The 20,175-nt window shown below is 41.1% G+C and carries 17 protein-coding genes; 10 read left to right on the top strand and 7 right to left on the bottom strand.

Going from position 1 to position 20,175, the window contains the following annotated elements; all coding sequences use genetic code 11:
* From IEX80_RS19820 to IEX80_RS19810, 3 genes are all read left to right on the top strand, one after another.
* Positions 1-652 (top strand): FG-GAP repeat domain-containing protein (locus tag IEX80_RS19820; protein WP_188833894.1); only part of this gene is annotated, 652 nt, incomplete at its 5' end.
* A gap of 185 nt (positions 653-837) precedes the next feature.
* Complete coding sequence (locus IEX80_RS19815) at positions 838-2,568, top strand: GMC oxidoreductase (RefSeq protein WP_188833893.1); 1,731 nt, start codon at positions 838-840, stop codon at positions 2,566-2,568.
* A gap of 642 nt (positions 2,569-3,210) precedes the next feature.
* Positions 3,211-4,185 carry a vanadium-dependent haloperoxidase gene (locus IEX80_RS19810; protein ID WP_229701687.1) on the top strand — a complete coding sequence of 325 codons (975 nt, stop codon included), beginning with the start codon at positions 3,211-3,213 and terminating at the stop codon, positions 4,183-4,185.
* Positions 4,186-4,339: 154 nt separating this feature from the next.
* On the opposite strand, the gene IEX80_RS19805 is transcribed toward IEX80_RS19810, so the two are convergent.
* Both IEX80_RS19805 and IEX80_RS19800 read right to left on the bottom strand, forming a co-directional pair.
* Positions 4,340-5,044 carry a helix-turn-helix domain-containing protein gene (locus IEX80_RS19805; protein WP_176628594.1) on the bottom strand — a complete coding sequence of 235 codons (705 nt, stop codon included), beginning with the start codon at positions 5,042-5,044 and terminating at the stop codon, positions 4,340-4,342.
* 24 nt (positions 5,045-5,068) lie between these two features.
* Positions 5,069-5,416 (bottom strand): ArsR/SmtB family transcription factor, encoded by a 348-nt coding sequence (locus IEX80_RS19800; RefSeq protein WP_090533366.1) that lies wholly within the window; start codon positions 5,414-5,416, stop codon positions 5,069-5,071.
* 175 nt (positions 5,417-5,591) lie between these two features.
* On the opposite strand from IEX80_RS19800, the gene IEX80_RS19795 reads away from it, so the two are divergent.
* On the top strand, positions 5,592-8,426 hold the full coding sequence (locus tag IEX80_RS19795) for a TonB-dependent receptor (protein WP_188833892.1): 2,835 nt from the start codon (positions 5,592-5,594) through the stop codon (positions 8,424-8,426).
* A gap of 57 nt (positions 8,427-8,483) precedes the next feature.
* Positions 8,484-9,854 carry a beta-helix domain-containing protein gene (locus IEX80_RS19790; protein WP_188833891.1) on the top strand — a complete coding sequence of 457 codons (1,371 nt, stop codon included), beginning with the start codon at positions 8,484-8,486 and terminating at the stop codon, positions 9,852-9,854.
* 136 nt (positions 9,855-9,990) lie between these two features.
* Here IEX80_RS19790 and IEX80_RS19785 read toward each other — a convergent pair whose 3' ends face one another.
* Complete coding sequence (locus IEX80_RS19785; protein ID WP_188833890.1) at positions 9,991-10,662, bottom strand: NAD(P)-dependent oxidoreductase; 672 nt, start codon at positions 10,660-10,662, stop codon at positions 9,991-9,993.
* 10 nt (positions 10,663-10,672) lie between these two features.
* Complete coding sequence (locus tag IEX80_RS19780; protein ID WP_139160048.1) at positions 10,673-11,149, bottom strand: DUF2214 family protein; 477 nt, start codon at positions 11,147-11,149, stop codon at positions 10,673-10,675.
* 130 nt (positions 11,150-11,279) lie between these two features.
* Between IEX80_RS19780 and IEX80_RS19775 the strand changes: the two genes are divergently transcribed.
* Positions 11,280-11,906 carry a MarR family winged helix-turn-helix transcriptional regulator gene (locus tag IEX80_RS19775; RefSeq protein ID WP_090533354.1) on the top strand — a complete coding sequence of 209 codons (627 nt, stop codon included), beginning with the start codon at positions 11,280-11,282 and terminating at the stop codon, positions 11,904-11,906.
* A gap of 134 nt (positions 11,907-12,040) precedes the next feature.
* Positions 12,041-12,838, top strand: coding sequence for a carboxypeptidase-like regulatory domain-containing protein (locus tag IEX80_RS19770; RefSeq protein ID WP_188833889.1), 798 nt, complete (start codon positions 12,041-12,043; stop codon positions 12,836-12,838).
* A 354-nt stretch (positions 12,839-13,192) separates the two neighbouring features.
* On the opposite strand, the gene IEX80_RS19765 is transcribed toward IEX80_RS19770, so the two are convergent.
* Positions 13,193-13,420, bottom strand: a complete 228-nt coding sequence (locus IEX80_RS19765; RefSeq protein ID WP_090533348.1) for a hypothetical protein — start codon at positions 13,418-13,420, stop codon at positions 13,193-13,195.
* A 293-nt stretch (positions 13,421-13,713) separates the two neighbouring features.
* Between IEX80_RS19765 and IEX80_RS19760 the strand changes: the two genes are divergently transcribed.
* Positions 13,714-15,861, top strand: a complete 2,148-nt coding sequence (locus tag IEX80_RS19760; protein ID WP_188833888.1) for an alpha-L-fucosidase — start codon at positions 13,714-13,716, stop codon at positions 15,859-15,861.
* 59 nt (positions 15,862-15,920) lie between these two features.
* Here IEX80_RS19760 and IEX80_RS19755 read toward each other — a convergent pair whose 3' ends face one another.
* The gene (locus IEX80_RS19755; protein ID WP_188833887.1) at positions 15,921-16,871 is read right to left on the bottom strand and encodes a Smr/MutS family protein; all 951 of its coding nucleotides are present in this window, start codon (positions 16,869-16,871) and stop codon (positions 15,921-15,923) included.
* A gap of 155 nt (positions 16,872-17,026) precedes the next feature.
* Here IEX80_RS19755 and IEX80_RS19750 point away from each other — a divergent pair, with 155 nt between their 5' ends.
* Together IEX80_RS19750 and IEX80_RS19745 are read left to right on the top strand one after the other, a co-directional pair.
* Entirely contained in the window at positions 17,027-17,533 is a 507-nt protein-coding gene (locus IEX80_RS19750) for a DUF892 family protein (RefSeq protein ID WP_176628602.1), read from the top strand.
* 276 nt (positions 17,534-17,809) lie between these two features.
* Positions 17,810-19,675, top strand: coding sequence for a M1 family metallopeptidase (locus tag IEX80_RS19745; protein ID WP_188833886.1), 1,866 nt, complete (start codon positions 17,810-17,812; stop codon positions 19,673-19,675).
* 73 nt (positions 19,676-19,748) lie between these two features.
* Here IEX80_RS19745 and IEX80_RS19740 read toward each other — a convergent pair whose 3' ends face one another.
* Positions 19,749-20,135 (bottom strand): YtxH domain-containing protein, encoded by a 387-nt coding sequence (locus tag IEX80_RS19740; protein ID WP_090533337.1) that lies wholly within the window; start codon positions 20,133-20,135, stop codon positions 19,749-19,751.
* Between the last annotated feature and the right edge of the window lie 40 nt (positions 20,136-20,175).

The raw sequence follows: 20,175 nt of genomic DNA, 5'->3' as shown, positions 1-20,175 counted from the left end.
CAGGTTTAAGGCAACCAGAGCGAAGCCGGTAAGCATGTATGTTGGGGACTTTAGCGGCACGGGCAGCATAGAAGATATAGTATGCACCTATAACGGCGACAAACAATACCCGATGGCACTGAGGCACGACCTGGTAGGCGAACTTCCTTATCTGAAGAAGAAATACCTGCGGTACGCCCAGTACAAGGAACAAACGATGGAAGATATATTTGGCAGGGACCTGTTACAAAAGATGGTTAAGCTGGATGCCTGCGAAATGCGGAGCAGTGTGCTGCTGAATAAGCGGAATGGCAAGTTCCTGATGAAGCCATTGCCGGTGGAGGCGCAGTTTTCGACGGTTTTTGGGCTGGTGGTGAAAGACTATGACGGGGATGGGAAAAAGGACATTGTGCTGGGAGGCAACTTTTACCAGTCAAAACCGGAAGCAGGGATCTACGATGCCAGCTATGGATTGCTGCTTAAAGGAGACGGGAAAGGTGGCTTTACGGCAGTTAAGCCTCAGGTAAGCGGCATCGTAATAAAAGGGGCCGTACGTGATATAAAAGAGATTAAAGCCGGAAACAACAAGCTGCTGATCGTAGCTAAAAATAATGATAAAACAGAGGTACTGGTAAAGGCTCCGGATAAAAAAGGAGTAAATGGAATACAGTAAAGGGAATAGTGATAAAATAAAATTACCTGCATTGTAAATAGGGTGGTAGTAAAATACAACCGAATTACCATCGTTGAATGATGGGCGGATAATTATACAATCCGAAGAAGCAGAAATTTATTACTGAAAAATAGAAATTGCCGAACTATAATTTAACCGAATACCATAAATCTAAATATAGTCAAATGCCAATAGATTCATTGAACGTAAATACCAAAGCTAAAATTCAAAACACCTACGATGCTATTGTAATTGGCTCGGGGATTAGCGGCGGATGGGCTGCAAAGGAATTAACCGAAAAAGGGCTGAAAGTATTAATGCTTGAACGCGGTCGTAATTATGAGCATATAAAGGATTATGTTACCGCTACAAAAGATCCATGGGACTTTGAACACCGGGGGAATGCTACCTTACAGCAGAAAACAGATAACCCTGTTATATCCCGGGATTGGGCCATGTACGGGACCGCGGCCCAGGAACCCCTGATGAAGTCATGGGTAAATGAAAAAGATTGTCCCTATGTGGAAGTTAAACCGTTTACGTGGTGGCGTTCATATCAGTTAGGCGGAAGGTCTACTTTATGGGGGCGGCAAAGCTACCGGTGGAGCGATTTTGATTTTGAAGCTAATGCAAAAGATGGTATTGCTGTTGATTGGCCTATTCGTTATAAAGAACTGGCGCCATGGTATGACTATGTAGAAAAATTTGCCGGAATAAGTGGATCGACGGAGGGCTTGCCCCATTTACCCGATGGGCACTACTTGCCGCCTATGCAGCTAAATTGTGTGGAAAAAGATGTGGCATCAAGAATAAAAGCTTTTTATAAGGGACAGCGCCACATGTTTATAGGCCGCGTGGCCAATCTTACCGCGCCTATCCAGGCAAGAACGCAGTGTCAGTTTAGAAACCGGTGCTGGGAGGGCTGCCCATTTGGTGGTTATTTCAGTACACAATCTTCAACGCTGCCCGCAGCAATGGCAACGGGTAACCTTACCGTGAGGCCATGGTCAATCGTAACCAAAATTTTGTATGATAAAGACACCAGCAAAGCGACGGGTGTTGAGGTGCTGGATGGCGAAACGAATAAAACCTATGAATTTTATTCAAAAATTGTATTCCTGAATGCTTCTGCACTGAACAGTGCATGGGTTTTGATGAATACTGCAACAGATATATGGCAAGGCGGATTGGGCAGTAGCAGCGGCGAATTAGGACATAATATTATGGATCATCATTATATGCTCGGCGCACAAGGAACAATAGAAGGCTTCGAAGACAAATACTATTTTGGCCGCAGAGCGAATGGTTTTTATATTCCCCGTTTTGTTAACTTGTTTGGTGATAAAAGGGACTTCCTGCGCGGCTATGGTTACCAGGGAAGCGCCAGCAGGGACGGCTGGAGCCGGGATGTTGCGGAAATGAATATAGGTGCTGATTTTAAAGATGCACTTACAGAACCTGGTGCATGGCATATCGGAGCAACCGGTTTTGGTGAAATTTTGCCCTATCACGATAATAAAATAACGCTTAATAAAGATGTGAAAGATAAGTGGGGGTTGCCTGTACTTTCAATGGATGCGGGTTTGAAAGAGAATGAGCTAAGTATGCGTAAGGATATTATTAAAGAATTGGTGGCCATGTATGAAGCGGCCGGGGTAAAGAATATCACAACCTGGGATAAAAATTATGCAATTGGTCAGGGCATTCACGAGATGGGGAGTGCACGTATGGGTAAAGATCCAAAAACATCGGTACTCAACGCGCACAACCAGGTTTGGGACGCGCAAAATGTGTTTGTAACTGATGGGGCCTGCATGACTTCAAGCGCGTGTCAAAACCCATCGCTCACTTACATGGCGCTTACCGCACGCGCGGCTCACTATGCTGTGGATGAGTTAAAAAAAGGCAATTTATAAGCGACATGTTTAAGCTTTAATTTTAATAATTAATCAGACGAAATACAATTAATACATACGGCAATATTGGTAAGCATCTGTTTTATCGCAAAACGCAGCAAATTTCAAAGCCCGAAGATACCGGGACAATAGTTCCGACTAATTACCATGGGCCGTAGATTTAAATGTCGCTATCATTTTTGGATAGCGACAAGGCTTTTTTGAAGCCAATGACTATTATCAAATAAAAGCACCTTTTCATATAGTGGCTATGCTGCGTCACAATTAATAAATTTTTATGAATCGTTTTTTACTTTGGCTTTCAGGGATTATCATTTTGCTTAGTTCCTGCCAAAAAACTGATTATCAAAAGATAACTGATAACCCGGAATTGTACCGTATTACGGAAAAAAATTAAATGACATTATACTTGAAAATAATTTCCCCCCAGTCATTGCTTCCCGTAACTATGCGTATGCTAACATCGCCGCATACGAGGTAATATCCGCCCAGGACCCTAAAAAATTCCGGTCGTTGGCAGGTCAAATCAGGCATTTAACCGCTACCCCAAAACCTGCTCCGGGTGTTGAAATTGATTACCCGTTTGCATCCTTGCTTGCCTTTTGCTATGTAGGGAATGCGGTTACATTTCCAGAGGGGAGTATGGATGAATATGTCGATGCATTAAAAAAGAAAGCAAAAGATGGCGGAATGCCTTCTGATGTATTTGAGCATTCGGTGAACTATTCAGATGTAGTTGCAAAGCACATTATGAAATGGAGCAAAACGGATCATTATGCACAAACACGATCCGCTAACAAATACACGGTTACAAAAAAAGAAGGGCGTTGGGTACCTACACCACCTATGTATTCACAAGCATTGGAACCGCATTGGGGAGAGATCAGGCCTTTGATACTCGATTCTGCTTCGCAAGTGGCGCCACCACCACCTCCTTTATTTGATATGAAGGACATAAATAGCCAGTTTTATAAGGACGTATTAGATGTAAAGTCTATTGGTACAAATCTTACCAAAGAGCAAAAACACATCGCTGATTTTTGGGATGATAATGCCTTTAAGTTAAACGTTGTGGGACATGCCACCTTTGGAACTAAGAAGTTCTCACCGGGCGGGCATTGGATGAATATCGCGGGGATAGCCTCAGAAACGTGCAAGGCCGATTTTAGCAGCACAGTTTGTGCATATGCTGAAACATCGATTGCTTTATTCGATGCATTTATCAATTGCTGGTATTTTAAGTATAAATATAATTTAGTTCGCCCCGAGACTGTAATAACCAAATATTTGGACCCTGACTGGAAAACATATATTCAAACGCCCTCATTCCCTGAATACGTAAGCGGCCATGCTGTAATCTCGGCAGCAGCAGCCGAGATTTTGACCAACCAATTCGGAGATAATTTTGCATACCGGGATACATCAGAGACTGAGTTTGGAATAGCACCCCGTAGCTTTAGATCTTTTAGGGAAGCAGCAATGGAAGCGGGCATATCGCGCGTTTATGGCGGTATACATTTTAAAAATTCCTGCATAGTTGGAACAGAAGAGGGTAAGCAAGTTGGGCAATTGGTATTAAACAGGTTACATATGAAGATTAAATTGCATGAAAAATGAGTTTATATCGTAAGATCGATTCAATCTTCGCTTGTTGCCTTTAATATACATTTAATGTTATACTGAATTATGCTCAGCCATTGCATTAAAAAGGATATCACCAAGGGGGCGTGACAATCTCCTGCATAACATATGAATGTAATATAAACAGCATTTATCGGGTAGCTTGCTTGGTTGGGAAATGTTCGGAGACGGGAATGCCGGCCTGCAGCACGTGACTGACATTTTTTAATACGGCCTCGTCAAACCCGCTTTTGTCAACCATTTCCACAATTTTGAAGCTATAGAATTGCTTTTTTAATCCATCATATTCAACAGATAGTGCCAGCGCCAGCAATTGTAGCTTCCCCGGAGGAAAGTCCTTTTTATCTGATTCTATCCTGCTTAATTCGCTCCGGTTCATTCCAAGTTCTGCGGATAAATATTCTTGTGAAAACTTTAATGTTGTCCTATACTTTTTGATCAACCTACCAAAGCTCAAAGCGGCAGGTGGGAGGCTCTCTTTCCCGGAAGCGACGGTGTTAGGGTTTAGTGGCTCAATAGGTGCGTAGCTGCCGATGATTTTGAAAAGATCGGCCAACTGCATGGCAGGGCGCTTTATATCGGATGTTTTAAGCTCATATCTGATCTTTCTATTCTCGCGTCTGATGGTTACAAAGCCTGCTTTTTTAAGATCGGTTATATGCTTCGTTAATTGCCCTGGGTTAAAAGGAAGAGAAAGCAATACCTCTTGAGATAGTATGTTGCCATTCGCGATAAGCGCTTTGAAGATAGATACCCTGATTGGAAGCGCCAGCAACCTGGCAAAGTTGCAAAGTTCCAGATCTGCTTTATTGATATCCATATTTGAACCGGGCATAGATACGATATTATAGAATATAAATTAATGTTGTTCCGGTTCTGCTTCGTGGGAATCCGGTATGCCCAGTTCTTCCACGAGGCGACCATAATGTCTGGCGAATCTGCTCCACATATTTTCATTTAATGTATACAAAGATCTTTTTCCATCGATGCTAACCGAGATCAATTCGGTTTTGATCAACTCCTTCAAATGATGGGATACTGTAGATTGCGCGAACGGTAGAAATTCCACGAGCTCGCCTGTGGTAATCCCAGGTTTCCGGGCAATGATACGGATAATAGAGATCCTACCGGGGTGCGACAGTGCTATGGATACATCTGAGATGAACTGGTCGGGATAACTGAACTCTTCTGTTTTCTTTTGTGCCATCGCTGTTTACAATTATTTGATCGTGCTAAAATAGAGTTTGTTTTTTGAATGTTGGAAGCTTCTTGATCTATTTAATATTGTCTATAATATCGATTATTCAATATATTCTTTTTGATAATATGAACTTAACATTGGCTTAATTTATCGCCGATAATTTTGAGCGTCATTTAAGATTATGCAAAAGTTTACTCGGCTCTTTCCTTTCATTATTTTAAGTTTTTTAATAAGCTCCAATTCATTTGCACAGTCATTGGGTAAAATTGCCGGTAAGGTAATCGACCAAAAGACTGGTGAAACACTCATAGGCGCGACAGTTGGCTTACAGAGCGGCAGCAAGGGCGCTGCCACCAATGTGGAAGGCCGGTATATATTGAGTGGACTTCAGCCGGGCAAATACAGTATCGTTGTTAAATACATCGGTTACCAGAGCAAATCGGTTTCTGATGTGGAAGTTCAGGCAGGTGCAGTAACCTCGCTGGATGTCGCTTTGACCCAATCGTCAACGCAGGCTCTTAATGAAGTTGTTGTGAAAGCTACATACCGCCAGGCTTCAGTAAACGCCCTTTACGCAAGGCAGAAGAATAGTATACAATTAAGTGATGGTATATCTGCCGATATGATCCGTAAATCCCCTGACCGGAATACTGGTGACGTTTTGAAACGCGTCAGCGGAACAAGCGTGCAGGAGGGCAAATTCGTTGTTATTCGTGGTTTATCCGAAAGGTATAATAACAATATGATGAACGGGACAACGCTGCCAAGTTCCGAACCGGATAAAAAAGCTTTTGCTTTTGACATCATTCCTTCAAGTCTTGTCGATAATATTATCGTGTACAAAACGGCGACGCCCGATCTGCCCGGCGATTTTGCGGGTGGTACGATCAATACTATTACCAAAGATATTCCCGACAGCAGGTTCCTGGAAGTGGCGCTAAGTGTTGGCTATAATTCCAAAACTACCCTTAAGAATAACTTTATCGATGCGAGGCCTAACGGGAAATATGATTTCCTTGGATTCGATGACGGTTCAAGAAAGCTGCCTGCAGCTTATTCTAATGTGAAAAAAGACTATACATCCGGGACAACAAGTGCCGAAAAAATCGCTATAGCGCAGCAATTTCCCAATACCTTTTATTACAAAGAAGGGCAAATGAGCCTTCCCAATATTGGTTTTCAATTTTCCACGGGCAATTCCAAAATCAATACAAATGGCAATCGCCTGGGTTATAACTTCAGTCTGAACTACAGCAATGGGCACCGTGCATCATTTGGTGACAGAATTGGTTATACCGGGTTCAATGATGCATCGAAAGAGCTTCCCCTGTACAGCTTTGACCGTAATACCTATACCAACTATAAAAGCCTTGGCGGTTTGCTGAATTTCGCTTATACATTCGGAAAAAACAAAATTGCCTGGAGAAACCTTTACAACAACGATTTTTCTGTTGACTTCGAGCAAACCAACAATGCCCTGAATTTTGAGGCCGGTCAAACAGACCCGCTGCGCTACAAAGGCTACTCTGTAGAGACAACTCAAAACGGCATTTATACTTCTGCATTGGAAGGACAGCACACGCTGGGCAAAAAGAATATTATTTTTGACTGGAATGCTTCCTACGGTTTATCATACCGGAACCAGCCCGATCAAAGGATCGTAACCATCTATACACCTTTGAACCAGCCCGAATATATCTCATTATCCAGCGAAAACAGCCCCAAACCTAATGACCTTGGCCGTGTGTATTCAAAATTAAATGAAAATATTTACGGTGCGAAAGCAAACCTGGCAGTTCCGTTCAAGTGGCTTAATGAGTCGCAGAAATTGAAATTCGGTGGTCTTATTTCTCATCGTGACCGTGATTTCAGTATTGATGCGCTGGGATACACTGACGCCATCGGCTTCGGAAACAAGGCAATCCCGCTGACTGGTGGCTATACGATCTTCAATGTTTTCAGTCCTCAAAGTATCGCTCAAAACGGGATCGATCTGTCGCGCCTGGACCTTAGCTCCACCGATTACAAAGGAAAAGCCGATCAGGACGCCGGTTATGTGATGCTGGACAATAAGCTGAACAAAAAAATCCGTTTGGTTTGGGGGGCACGGGTTGAACGGTATGCGCAGTCGCTCAAACCGCTGGGCCAGACCGAACAGAAATATAATAATACAGATGTCCTGCCTTCAGGTAACCTGACCTATAGTTTATCGGAGAAGGTCAATTTACGCGCGGCGTACTTCAGGTCGGTAAACCGTCCGGAGTTCAGAGAGCTTGCCAGTTTTCGCTATTTTGACTACCAGACTAACTTTATTGTCAGCGGTAATCCGGATCTGCAGCGAAGTATAATTGATAACGCAGACCTTCGCTTTGAATATTATCCGTCAGGAGGGGAGATCATCTCGGTTTCGGCTTTTTACAAGAAATTTAAGAATCCGATCGAGCAGATCAATCAGGGTAACGATATTTTGACTTATCAGAATGCGCTCAATGCCAAGGATTTCGGTTTTGAAGCCGAGATGAGGAAGAAACTGAATTTTATTGCTGAGGGAAGTTTCTTGAATGATGTAACATTTTATGTGAATGCTTCCTATATCAATGCCAAGGTAAAGCTGGCTGATGGCCGTAACGCGTCTACCCCCCTTCAGGGACAGTCACCCTACCTGATTAACTCGGGCCTGTATTATACACCCGAAGGTACTGATTTTTCTTTCAACGTGCTTTATAACAGGATAGGGGAGCGTTTACGTTTCAGGGCCGTTACCGGTGGTGTGGACATCTATGAGAAGCCACGGAATGTGATCGATATGCAGCTAAGTAAGGCTTTATTTAAAAAGCGTGCCGAGCTTAAACTGACCGTATCCGACCTGCTTGCGCAGCCTTTTGCATTGTATAATAATTACGGAAGCTCGGGGAGTACCGCATATAATGCTAAAGAGGATAAAATAATCCAAAGCCGTTATTCGGGTTTTGGAACAACCCTTTCGTTTAAATATAATTTCAGTTTCAAAAAATAATCACGCTATACAGTAAAAGGTATTGCAATTTATTATCAATTATTATTAACAATTATTATGAAAAAAACGTTGTATTTACTTGGCTCATTAGCCATGATAGGATTAGCTTCCTGCTCAAAAAACAATGACCCGGGTACAAATCCGCCGGTTAATCCTCCTGCTGTTACCAAAATGGATGTTAGGGGAAAGATTACTAAAGACACGCACTGGACCGCCGATATCACTTACAGGCTTCGCGGTTACGTTTACGTGGATAATAACGCAACTTTAACCATCGATCCGGGAACAAAAATTGTGAGCAATAAAGACTCAGCAGGTGTCCTCATCATTTATAAAGGAAGCAAGATCAATGCCGCCGGAACTGCTGATAAGCCAATTGTTTTCACCTCGGCGGAGGCTGACCCGAAACCAGGTAATTTCGGTGGCCTTGTGATCGTTGGGTCGGCTACCGGTAATGGCAACCACGCAGTTCTTGAAGGTGGGGTAGATACCGAGCACCAGCCATTCGGCGGCACAAACGACGCTGATAATTCAGGTGTTTTACAATATGTACGTATTGAATATGCCGGTAAAGCGGTTAATCCAGGTGATGAAGTGAATGGCTTAAGTATGTACACTGTTGGCAGCGGTACCAAAGTAGATCATATTGAAGTGCTTCGCGGCCTTGACGATGCTTACGAGTTTTTCGGCGGTTCATTTAATGCTAAATACCTGGTTGCCTATAACAATGCCGATGATGACTTTGATTTTGATGATGGATACCATGGTAAGATCCAATACGCGATCTCTGTTAAAGATCCGGCATTTACTGATAATAAAGGTACCAGTGGTGATATTTCCAACAATTTTGAAGTGGATAACACAACAGATGCTAAAGGTTATTTGTTAACTCCTAACACATTCCCTTTGTTGTCGAACTTTACGACTGTAGGGCCTAATAACGCCACAGGTGTATCTGCAGATTACGGTTATGGTATGCGCTGGAGAAGAGGTGCAAAATTTATTTTGGCTAACGCCATCGTAATGGGAGGACAAAAAGCGGGTTTAGACCTGGATAATGACCCAACCGCTCAGTATTATATTGCCGGGACAAGCGGTTTAAAAAACAGCTTGTTGCAGGCGGTAACTTCACCTTATAAAGTTGACAAACTGGCTACAGCAGGTTTATTGGACGCAGCAGGTTTGAAAGCTTTAGTTGAAGGCCGTGATGGCACAAAATCATTCACTGCTGCAGCAGATATTATGTTGACCGATCCGTTTAACAATGCTGCTCCAAACTTATTGCCTAAAGCAGGTTCACCGGCAATTGTTGCGGGCAAGTTTGATGGCTCCTTATCCGATTCATTCTTTGATAAAACCAACTATATAGGTGCGATCGATCCAGCTAATGACTGGTCGAAAGCTTCCTGGATAGTTTACGGAAAATAATCCGCAGGGTACTAAAGCAAAAGACCTTTTCAGTAATGGAAAGGTCTTTTTTTGCTATATGAAATAGTCAGCTTTGTTTGGATCACTAAGTTAACACGTAGTGAAAGGTGCTCTGCTTCATTGGCGGATTTTAGTGTTAATATCCAATTTCAACTGTTGCCTGGTAAGTATCCCGGTTAGCAACGTTATTGATGATAAAGTGTGCAACATCGGCCCTTGATATTTTGAGGCAGTTTTTAAGAAATGTATTAATAGCTATGCGATATGTGCCGGTAACGGCTTGGTTTGTAAGCTGCGGTGGTCTAATGATAGTCCAGCTAATGTTACTGCTTTTTATCACTGCCTCCATTTTGAGCAAATCGGTATACATATGTTTCAGCAGTTTTTGAACTACATATTTTTCAATAAGCCTGATATAAAATGGGAGTACGGGACTTATTTCAATTGCACTGGCCGAGATCAGGAACATGCGTTTTATGCCTTTTTGTTCCATCGCTTTTAAAACATTGGCATTGCCTTGCGAATATAAAGCTGTGGGTTTATCTGATCCGAAACCGCCGGCTACGCCTATTGCCGAAATCACAGCATCCTGGTTTTCAAAATGATTTTCAAATGCACCGGGTTGCATAACATCACCGCTTACTTTTTTTAGATTGGGGTGCTCGATTGCTAATTTGGCCGTGTTTCGTAATATTGCAGTAACCAAGTGTCCCGCCTGAAGGGCCTGTTCAACGCACTGCCTGCCAATGCCGCCGTTTGCGCCTACAATTACCAACTTATAAATAGGCGTGTTTTGTTGCATTTCCATTTTTTTTTGATTAACTAAATTTGAAAATGCTTAAAAAAACTATGCTGAAAAACAATATCAGTTGTACCGTAAAAAAGATATTAAGGTTCACCTTAATTTGGTCAACCCGTTCTGCTAAGTAAGCTTTGTCGTTACTCATAATCATTCGTAGCTTTTCGCCTTGCTTCCTTCCAAAAAATATCCCGTTTAGCATTAGAACCAAAACAATTCCCATTTTTATTCTAAACCATAGCTGTTCGCCAAATACGCCATGGGTTAAGGCCATCATGCCAATGCCTGTTATAACCAGCAGGGCGGCACCTATTCCAATCAGTGTTGATGACTTAGATGTACCTGCCAGTATACCTTTTGATTTTTCTGTATCATCATCAAAATGCTTCCAAAAGGTTTTAAATACTGTAAAATCAACAATGGTGGTGCCCGCCATTATAGTTAGCCCTGTTAAGTGTAATATTAATAGTGCTGGTAAAAAGAGTGAGGTATTCATTTGGTAAGATTGATTAAATTTATAAAATATACCATATGGTAGTAAACTAATGCAATATTATACCAAAAGAAAGTAAATAGCAAATATTGGAGACGTTTTTTTTAGATTTGATACCAAAAGGAAATAACACGTGAATAAAACAGTTGAATTGGTTAAGCTTTGGGGCGATTATGAGGAGCAAAATCCCGGTTGTAATTTGGATGATTTCTTCCGGCATCAGCTAATGGCCAAGGCAGCAGATGAGAAGAAAGCAACGCCCGACTGGCAATTAAGGCCGGGAATTAACGGCAAGCTCATGATTTTGATAAGACGGATAGGAAAGTACCATATGGTATATTCAAACAAAGCGCTTGAAGGTACAGGGCTTGATCAGATAGAGGAGTTCGGTATATTGGTTACTATTTTTAACCAGGTTAACCCAATAAAATCTGAAGCTATTTATAATAACATAATCGAACTATCAAGCGGTACCAATATGCTTAACAGGCTAAAAAAACGCGAACTGATAACCGAGTATGAAGATATTGATGATAAACGTATTAAGCGTTTAAAATTAACAGCCCTTGGAGAGGAAACTCTTGGAAAAGCCAAAGTACGTGTACTTGAAGTTGCGCGAATGATGACCAGTGCATTGAGCGAGGAAGATAAACAGCTTTGCTTTCAATTGCTTAACCCCATTAGCGAAAAGTTTGACGGAACCTTCCAAAAATTTAAAAGCAAAGGTTTTGACGAAATTTTTGAAGCGATGATGAAGTAATTTATTGGCTTTTTTAGCGGAAAGAAAAGGTTTGTGACCGTAATGCGGCATATGTTAATATTTGTTAAAAGTGTACAGGTTAATAATTTATGCGTATATTTAGTTAACCTGCTCACCTGTTAACTGAACCCGTCATGAAAACATTGAAACTTACCTCAACAGTAATATTGATGCTCTTGTCCATAAATCTGTTTGCCCAGCGTGTTAAAGGTATCGTTATTGATAAAACTACCTATTTGCCGGTGGCAAATGCTTTTATCAATACACCCGCATCAAAAAGTATAAGTAATGCCGAAGGGAAGTTTGTGTTGGCCAACGTAAAGCCCGGTGATACTTTAAGGATCACCAGCATAGGTTACAAGCCTTTTAAGCTTATAGTCAGTTTTTTAAAATTTGATACCTTAAGATGTTACATTGAGCCTGCGGCAACTGTTTTAAGTGAGGTAAAGATCAGGGCCAGGCGTAATGCCAGGGCCGATTCATTACGTAACAGGAGGGAGTTTGCCTCTGTTTTTGCCTATCATAGCTCAACCATAAAAGATGCGTTTATAGCACGTCCGGCTGATCTTGATTTTGGTAAGCCCAGCAATCACATAAATGCGGATAAAAGTACAGCAACTATCTTGAGCATCAACTTGCTGTCGGTGATCGACATGTTGAATAAAAACAGAGCTCCGCAATCAAAGCTGCAAAAGATTTTGCTGAAAGATGAAGAAGATGAGTATGTGGACAGGTTTTTTTCGCCAGAAAAGGTGAGCTCAATAACTAATCTTAAAGGCGATTCGCTGCAAAACTTTATGAACCAATATCACCCCGAAATTAAAAAAGTGAAAAAAATGAGCGATTATGATATGATCAGTTATATTAAAAAAAGCTATGCCGAGTATCTCAAATCGGGTAGCAGGCAAACAGCTCCGCTTTTTGCAAAGTGAAAGGGTCTTATATTGTTAAGCTATACTGTGTTTTGAACAATAGGAAGTGTTGTTACCGAACGGTTTCGTTACCTTTCAATTACCAGGTATTTTTTGTTGCAGCTATAACAAAAATACCTTTTAACCGGCAGCCAAAATGTCAATAGCTTTAACAATGCCGGCCGGTGGATCCTTTGGCCGGTATTGGTTTGGCACTTTGGACAAAATGTATAGCTGTGCCTTTTTTTTGAAGGTTCATTTTCAGTATCTACAATATGCATAACATGAATACAATTAAACCCATTGTATCCTCATAAGCAGGTTTTTATTGATTAAATACCCAAAACTGAAACTATTACTTTTATGGAATAGTTTTTATGAGGCTTTGCTTTTATATTGTGTGCCTGTAAGCACGGGCGATTTTTGGTTAAACCTGTTCCATTCATCAATATTTACCATACCGGGAGCAGTTTCATAATGCTTTTTATTTGTTGGGCAGGTAACCACAAAACCTTTACGGGTTTGATTAATTACCGGGCGTGCACCACATTCTTTGCAAGGCTCACAATGGATATTGGGTTGAATTTGAATAGATTCGGACATTACGTTTTTTTAAAGGTTAAATGAACCCTTGCTACTGAGCAAGAGAATTTTTTTCATTATGAATTAGGGTTAGGGTTGTGTTGCTACAAAGATGCAAATAATATTTTTATTAAAAAAATGCAATTTGTGAAGCGTATTTCACAATTATATAACATGTTTATTAGCAAAAGTGTAAAGTTGAGTTATTTTGTGTGCATAATTGTGTAGCTGTTAGTTTATAACAGGCAAGTTTAAGTTGTGAGTTTTTTGTTTATTAACAACTTTTTTACACTTTGAGGTATTGAAGTCCTCCCATGAAAAAAATCATAAGCACACTGTTATCGTTATTAGTTTGTATTCATTTTGCATTTGCACAACCGCCATCTTCTTCGATAAAGCAATGGCAGGATCAGAAGTTTTCCATGTTTATCCATTTTGGTGGTATTTATTCAGTTTTGGGTGGTGTTTGGGATGGGAAGCCGGTTATCCGCGGCTTAAGTGAGCAAATCCAGGCCCATGCTGGTATTTACAGTGATACTTACGCCAACCTGGCCAAAAACTTTAACCCGATAAACTGGAATGCTGATAGTATTGCCCTGCTGGCTAAAGCGGCTGGGATGCGCTCTGTTGTATTAACTTCAAAACATCACGATGGATTTTGCATGTTTAAAACTGCAACTACCGATTTTAATGTGGTTGATGCTACTCCATTTAAACGTGATGTGGTAAAGGAAATGGCCGAAGCCTGTAAAAGGCATGGTCTGAGGTTTGGTTTGTATTTTTCGCTGATAGACTGGCATTATCCGCAAGCGTCGCCCATATCAAGTCATAATTCTGATTATATAACACCCGAGCATCATGAATATAACAAGAAGCAGGTAACCGAGTTGCTATCAAACTATGGTACTATATCCGAACTTTGGTTTGATATGGGGTCGCAAAGCCCTGAACAAAGTAAAGAGCTTTATCAATTGGTGCACCGCCTGCAGCCTGATTGTATGGTAAGCAGCCGTTTGGGTAATGATCAGGGCGATTTTGCCGTAATGGGTGATAATCAGTATCCCGATTATTCCATCGGAGTGCCCTGGCAGTCGCCCGCTTCATTTTTTGACGAAACCTGGGGCTACCGGTCGTGGCAAAAACGCGGAAGCGAGGATGAAAAGTATAAAGAGAAATTGGAAAGCCTGATCCGCGTGATTAGCAGGGGAGGGAATTACCTGCTTAATATCGGGCCCAAAGGAGATGGCTCAGTAGTTGGTTTTGAAAAGGATGTTTTATTGAAGATAGGGACCTGGCTCCATAAAAATGCCGAAGCTGTTTATGGCACAACTGCCGATCCCTTTTTTGCCTCTTTTGACTGGGGGAATATAACCAGTAAACCCAATAAGCTTTATCTTTTTGTAACCTCGGCACCCGCTGATGGCCTGATCACTTTACCCGGTCTGGAAGGCAGGATTAGTAATGTTTCTGTTTTGGGTGAACAACAATCGCTTAGCTTTAAACAGGCAACTGATGCCGCTGTGATAACCTTACCCGCAGGTTTTGACAGTGAAAAACAAATAAAAGTTATAGCGGTTGACGTTGCCGAAGGTTACAAAGTGCAACCTGTTCATATCCTGAGCAGCAGTTATGACCACATAAAACTGGATGAGCACAACGCTTATAATTATTATAGTTCATCGGGTATTGATTATAACAGCAATTATCAAAGTACGGTAAAGCAAGGCTGGACAATTAAGCCCAAACACAAAGGCAGGTATCAGCCTGCTATACAATATACCGACGAAGAAAAAGGCAGCATTGTTGACCTAAATGTAAATAATGTAACCACCACGTTCAAACTCGACAGCGACAGGAAGATGAAGTATAAACCCGATACGGCTAAAATAAAATGGGGGCCATTATATATAACCGGCCCATACTCCGCGGGCTTAGGAGGTTTAAATGGCAGCGCGGATAAAATCGATATCTCAAAACCTTTTACCAAAGACACCGATAAACCATGGCGGTCTGTAAATGACTATAAAAACGGGCAGCTGATTGATCTGCCTGCAGGCATGGATAATGCTTACTACATTTTGCAAAACATCAACGCAGGCAAGGATTTAATTTACTCGCAGGTTAAGATTACCAGCGGCGATGGCATAATTGTTTTGCTTAATGGGAGGCAACTGCTCATCAATAATAATCCGGGTAAGGCTGCCTCTGTAAGTCATGTCATCGGTTTGGATTTGATGCCCGGCAATAACCAGTTACTGATAAAAGTGTTCAACAACTTTAAAAAGAACATTCCTTTTGCGCTCACACATAGTATTCCACAAAATCTCTATATTAAAGATCTTGAACCTTTAACGTTTGAAGCAAATGAACTTTACCCGGTGAGTTTAAAGTTACATGATCCGGCATCGCCGCATCAAACTTTAAAGTTGCCTAATCTTGAAATCTGGTTTGCGAAAAAGTAAGAAAAACCGCCTTACGAAGGTTTTAAAACTTCGTAAGGCTTACTTACTCTCGTAAATTGTTACTTCAACAACACCTTGGTAGCGCCGTAACCAAATTTTTCTTTACGGGCATCCATAAAGGTTTGCACTTTTTTATGCCTGCCCAATTGTTTGTGCAGCTCATTACGCAGCGTGCCATTGCCACCACCGTGTATAAAAGTAATATCAGGTAGTTGATGAACAATAGCTGCATCAAGCGCTTTGTGAAAATGGGCCAGTTGAATCTCCATAATCTCAGCGCTGCTTAAAAACTGGTAATCGTCCCACAGCTTTTCTATATGCAGGTCAACTTCGCTAACCGGCTTTTCAATCACTACTTTTTCGGTAGGGCTTTCAAAAAAGCTTTCCTTCAGTTTTTGAGCATCAATAATCAGTTCAGGCTCGTCGAGCCTGATGAGCCAGCCGGCCTGGTTAAGGAATGGAATGTTCTTTTTAGTGGTTGAGAAATCCTTGGCCTTAAACTTTTCATGTACAGCCAACGGTGCCGGTGGTTCAACGTTTTGTTTGGTACTGAATAAAACGCTGAAAATAAACTTTGGCCAAACCTGCAGATCGGCCAGTTGGGCGGAGTAGATATTTTCGGTTGATTTTGGCGCGATGATCCCTGCAAATTCGCCTTTAAATACCTGTTGCTTATCTGTGGTTAAAGTAGCCAGCAACTGAAACGAAGTTTCATTGATTAAATGAAAATGTACGACAGAACTTGCCCTGGTATCAGTAACCACGCCTATATAAACGCCTTTTTTTACAAATTCACCTGGTGTTAAGGGCTTTTCAGCCGTTATATTGTTGCTTTTTGTCGCCCCTGCCGGTTGGTAACCATGAACGTAAGTTACTTTACTGGCCAGTACCGGAATCTCAAAATCGTCTTCGCCGGTAACGCCTATCATCTGTTCGTCGATGATGCGCGTTACAAAACCTTCCATTTTTTCATCAACAAACCGAACAAAATCGCCTAATTTATATTTCATAGCATTATGTTATTGCAATGCAAAGTTAATTTATCCCGGCACATCTGTCCGGCTAATAAAACTTAGTTATTTTTAAGGTAAGTTTGATAAGCAATTGCGTGAAACAGCTTTTAAGAAATATATAAACCCTAACTATATACTTTTAACTTCATACCATGAGTAACAATACCCCTAAAACACTGGATAACGATTTGTTAAAACAGGTTTTTGTCCACAACCTGAACAGAATTTATTTTGGTAAGTGTTATCTTGATAAACATCTTGGGCACCTGAAAGGCCTCGCTTCTTTTACCGCATTGCAGCAAGCGATACAGGAGTTTTGGGACGATATCAAAAAACAGATAGAACGGATGAATAAGGTGTATACCCTGATTGATGAAATTCCATCGGATAAGAACTGTAACCCTATAAAGTCCATTGTTAAGGATGAGTTTTGCCTGGACGAAGAGCAAACTATACCTGTATTGCTGGATATGGATATTATGTTGTATCTGCAGTTACTTGAGCATATTAATATTACATCGTGCCATATGTTAATAATGGTGGCTCAACAGCTTAATTACACTGAAGCTCAACAATTACTTACCGAATGTAAAGATGAATCAATTGACAACGATGAGCTGTTTACGCTTATTAGCAAAGAATATATAATTGCAGATTAAGTATCTATAAAAAAGAAAGCCATCCGCATAGCGCAGATGGCTTAAATGTTAGTTATTTAATACCCCTATTAAAATAACTGGTAACAAAGTAAAAAAAAATATATCCGATACCGCAAAATATTTATTTATAAATAATCTTTGTGACAGCTTTGTTACAAAATAAGCTCTGATATAGCGATTTATCAACGATTTTTTGTTTTAAATTTTCCGATTAATGTTTCTTGCATATCGTTATTTAGTCCAATTAATTTAAATTGGCAACGAAATTTAAGACGTATGACCAAACCCATTATTTTATCTGCATTAGCCTGCATTGCATTTATACAGGTTAAGGCCCAAACCTTGTATATGCCACGCGATATACAAAAAGCATTTAAAAACGAAACGCGCTCGACTGATGGCCGCCCCGGCAAAAAGTACTGGCAAAATTATGGCCGTTATAATATCAGTATTACGGCTGTGCCTCAAAATCGTACTGTAAAAGGCACAGAACAGATCACTTATGTTAATAATAGTCCGGATACTTTAAAAAGGCTTAACATGAAGCTCATCCTGAACATTCATAAACCGGGTGCCGCCCGTTTTGGCGATGCAGGGGCTGACTATCTTACACCGGGCATTCAGTTTGATAGCTTTTCAATTAATGGCGAAGCAAAAAAAGTTGCATCAGGTTCAACAAATCAAATGGTTGGTTTAAGTAAGTCGTTGATGCCTCATGATTCTGTTAAGCTTGATATTGGCTGGCATTTTGAAATTTCGAAAGAAAGCGGCCGCGAAGGAATGATCGATTCAACTACCTGCTACCTGGCTTATTTTTATCCGCGGGTGTCGGTTTATGACGATTACAATGGCTGGGACAGGCTACCTTTTTTAGATGCCCAGGAATTTTACAACGACTTTAACGACTATACCCTGCACGTTACCGCGCCTAAAAACTACGTAGTTTGGGCTACCGGTACCCTGCAAAACCCTGAAGAGGTGCTTCAGCCTGAATATGCAAAACGATTGAAGGCTTCATTCACCAGTGATTCAACTATCAATATTGCATCGGCTGCTGAGCTTGCCGCCCATAAAGTAACGGCTCAAAAGGAGATGAACACCTGGACCTGGACCGCTAATGATATCAGCGATATGGCTGTAGGTATTAGTGATCATTATGTATGGGATGCAGCCAGCGTTGTGGTTGATGATGCAACAAACCGCCGGGCCAGTATGCAGGCTGCTTTTTTAGATAGCTCGGAAGATTTTCATCATGCGGTACAAAACGGCCGTAATTCATTAAGCTGGTTATCACATAACTGGCCGGGGGTACCCTACCCGTTCCCTAAAATGACGTCGTTCCAGGGCTTTGCAGATATGGAATACCCTATGATGGTTAACGATAGCCATACCAACGATGTGCGCTTTTCGCAGTTTGTGCAGGATCATGAAATAGCGCATACTTATTTCCCTTTTTATATGGGTATTAACGAAAGCCGTTATGCATTTATGGACGAGGGCTGGGCAACCACTTTTGAACTGTTGATTGGAACATCAGAAGTTGGCAAAGAAAAAGCTGAAGCATTGTATAAAAATTTCCGTGTTGACAGATGGATCCATGATGCTTCAACCGCCGAAGATCAGCCGGTCATTACACCATCGAGCGAATTGAGGGGTGGGTACGGTAATAACTCATACGGTAAGCCATCATTAAGTTATTTAGCTCTGAAAGACATGCTGGGCGATCAACTATTCAAAAAAGCCCTGCATGGATATATGGACCGCTGGCATGGCAAACACCCAATACCATGGGATTATTTTAACTCTATGAGTAATATTACAGGTAAAAACCTTGATTGGTTTTTCAATAACTGGTTCTTTACTAATTACTATATCGATCTGTCGGTAAAAGGTGTAACCAAAACAGCCGGTGGTTATACAGTAGCAATTAAAAACGTGGGCGGTTTTGTAATTCCGTTTGATGTAAAAATTACTTATGCTGATGGTTCGGCCGAAAGCATTCATCAAACCCCTGTGGTTTGGGAAAAAAATCAAAAGCAAATTTCGGTAGATATCAAAACCGCCAAAACCATTAAATCAGCTACTTTAGATGGCGGTATATTTATGGATGCTGATGACAGCAACAATACATGGAATAAATAATAAAAAAAACGCTTATAAATAATAAAACCCTGCCAACTGGCAGGGTTTTATTATTTTATGATAGTACTAAATATTATGCGTTTTGTACAGAATTGTTCCAGTCATTAGCAGTTGCTTTAGCTTTATCTTTTGCGCTTTCGGCGGCGTCGCTGGCTTTGCCTGCAATTTCATCGGCTTTTGATTGTACTGTGTCAACAGCTTTATCTTTAGCATCCCAAAGGTCGCTAACGGTTCCGCTAAATTTGGTTTTTGCTTTATCAATTACATTGTTGCTGTAATCTTTGATTTCTCCGGCTGTTGTTTGCGCTTTCGTTTTGGCTGTATCAACCAAATCATTTATATAGTCTGCAATATCTCCTCTTAATTCAGTTCCTTTTTCAGGAGCTAACAATAAACCCAAAGCCGCGCCCGCCGCTGCACCTACCAATAGTGCTGCTATAATTTTTGCTTGATCTTTCATGTTCTTTTCTTTGTTTTATGTGTAGTCGATTTATGATATT

This window comes from Mucilaginibacter rubeus (assembly GCF_014643835.1).
Taxonomy (GTDB): domain Bacteria; phylum Bacteroidota; class Bacteroidia; order Sphingobacteriales; family Sphingobacteriaceae; genus Mucilaginibacter; species Mucilaginibacter rubeus.
This window is presented reverse-complemented; position numbering and strand designations above follow the sequence as displayed.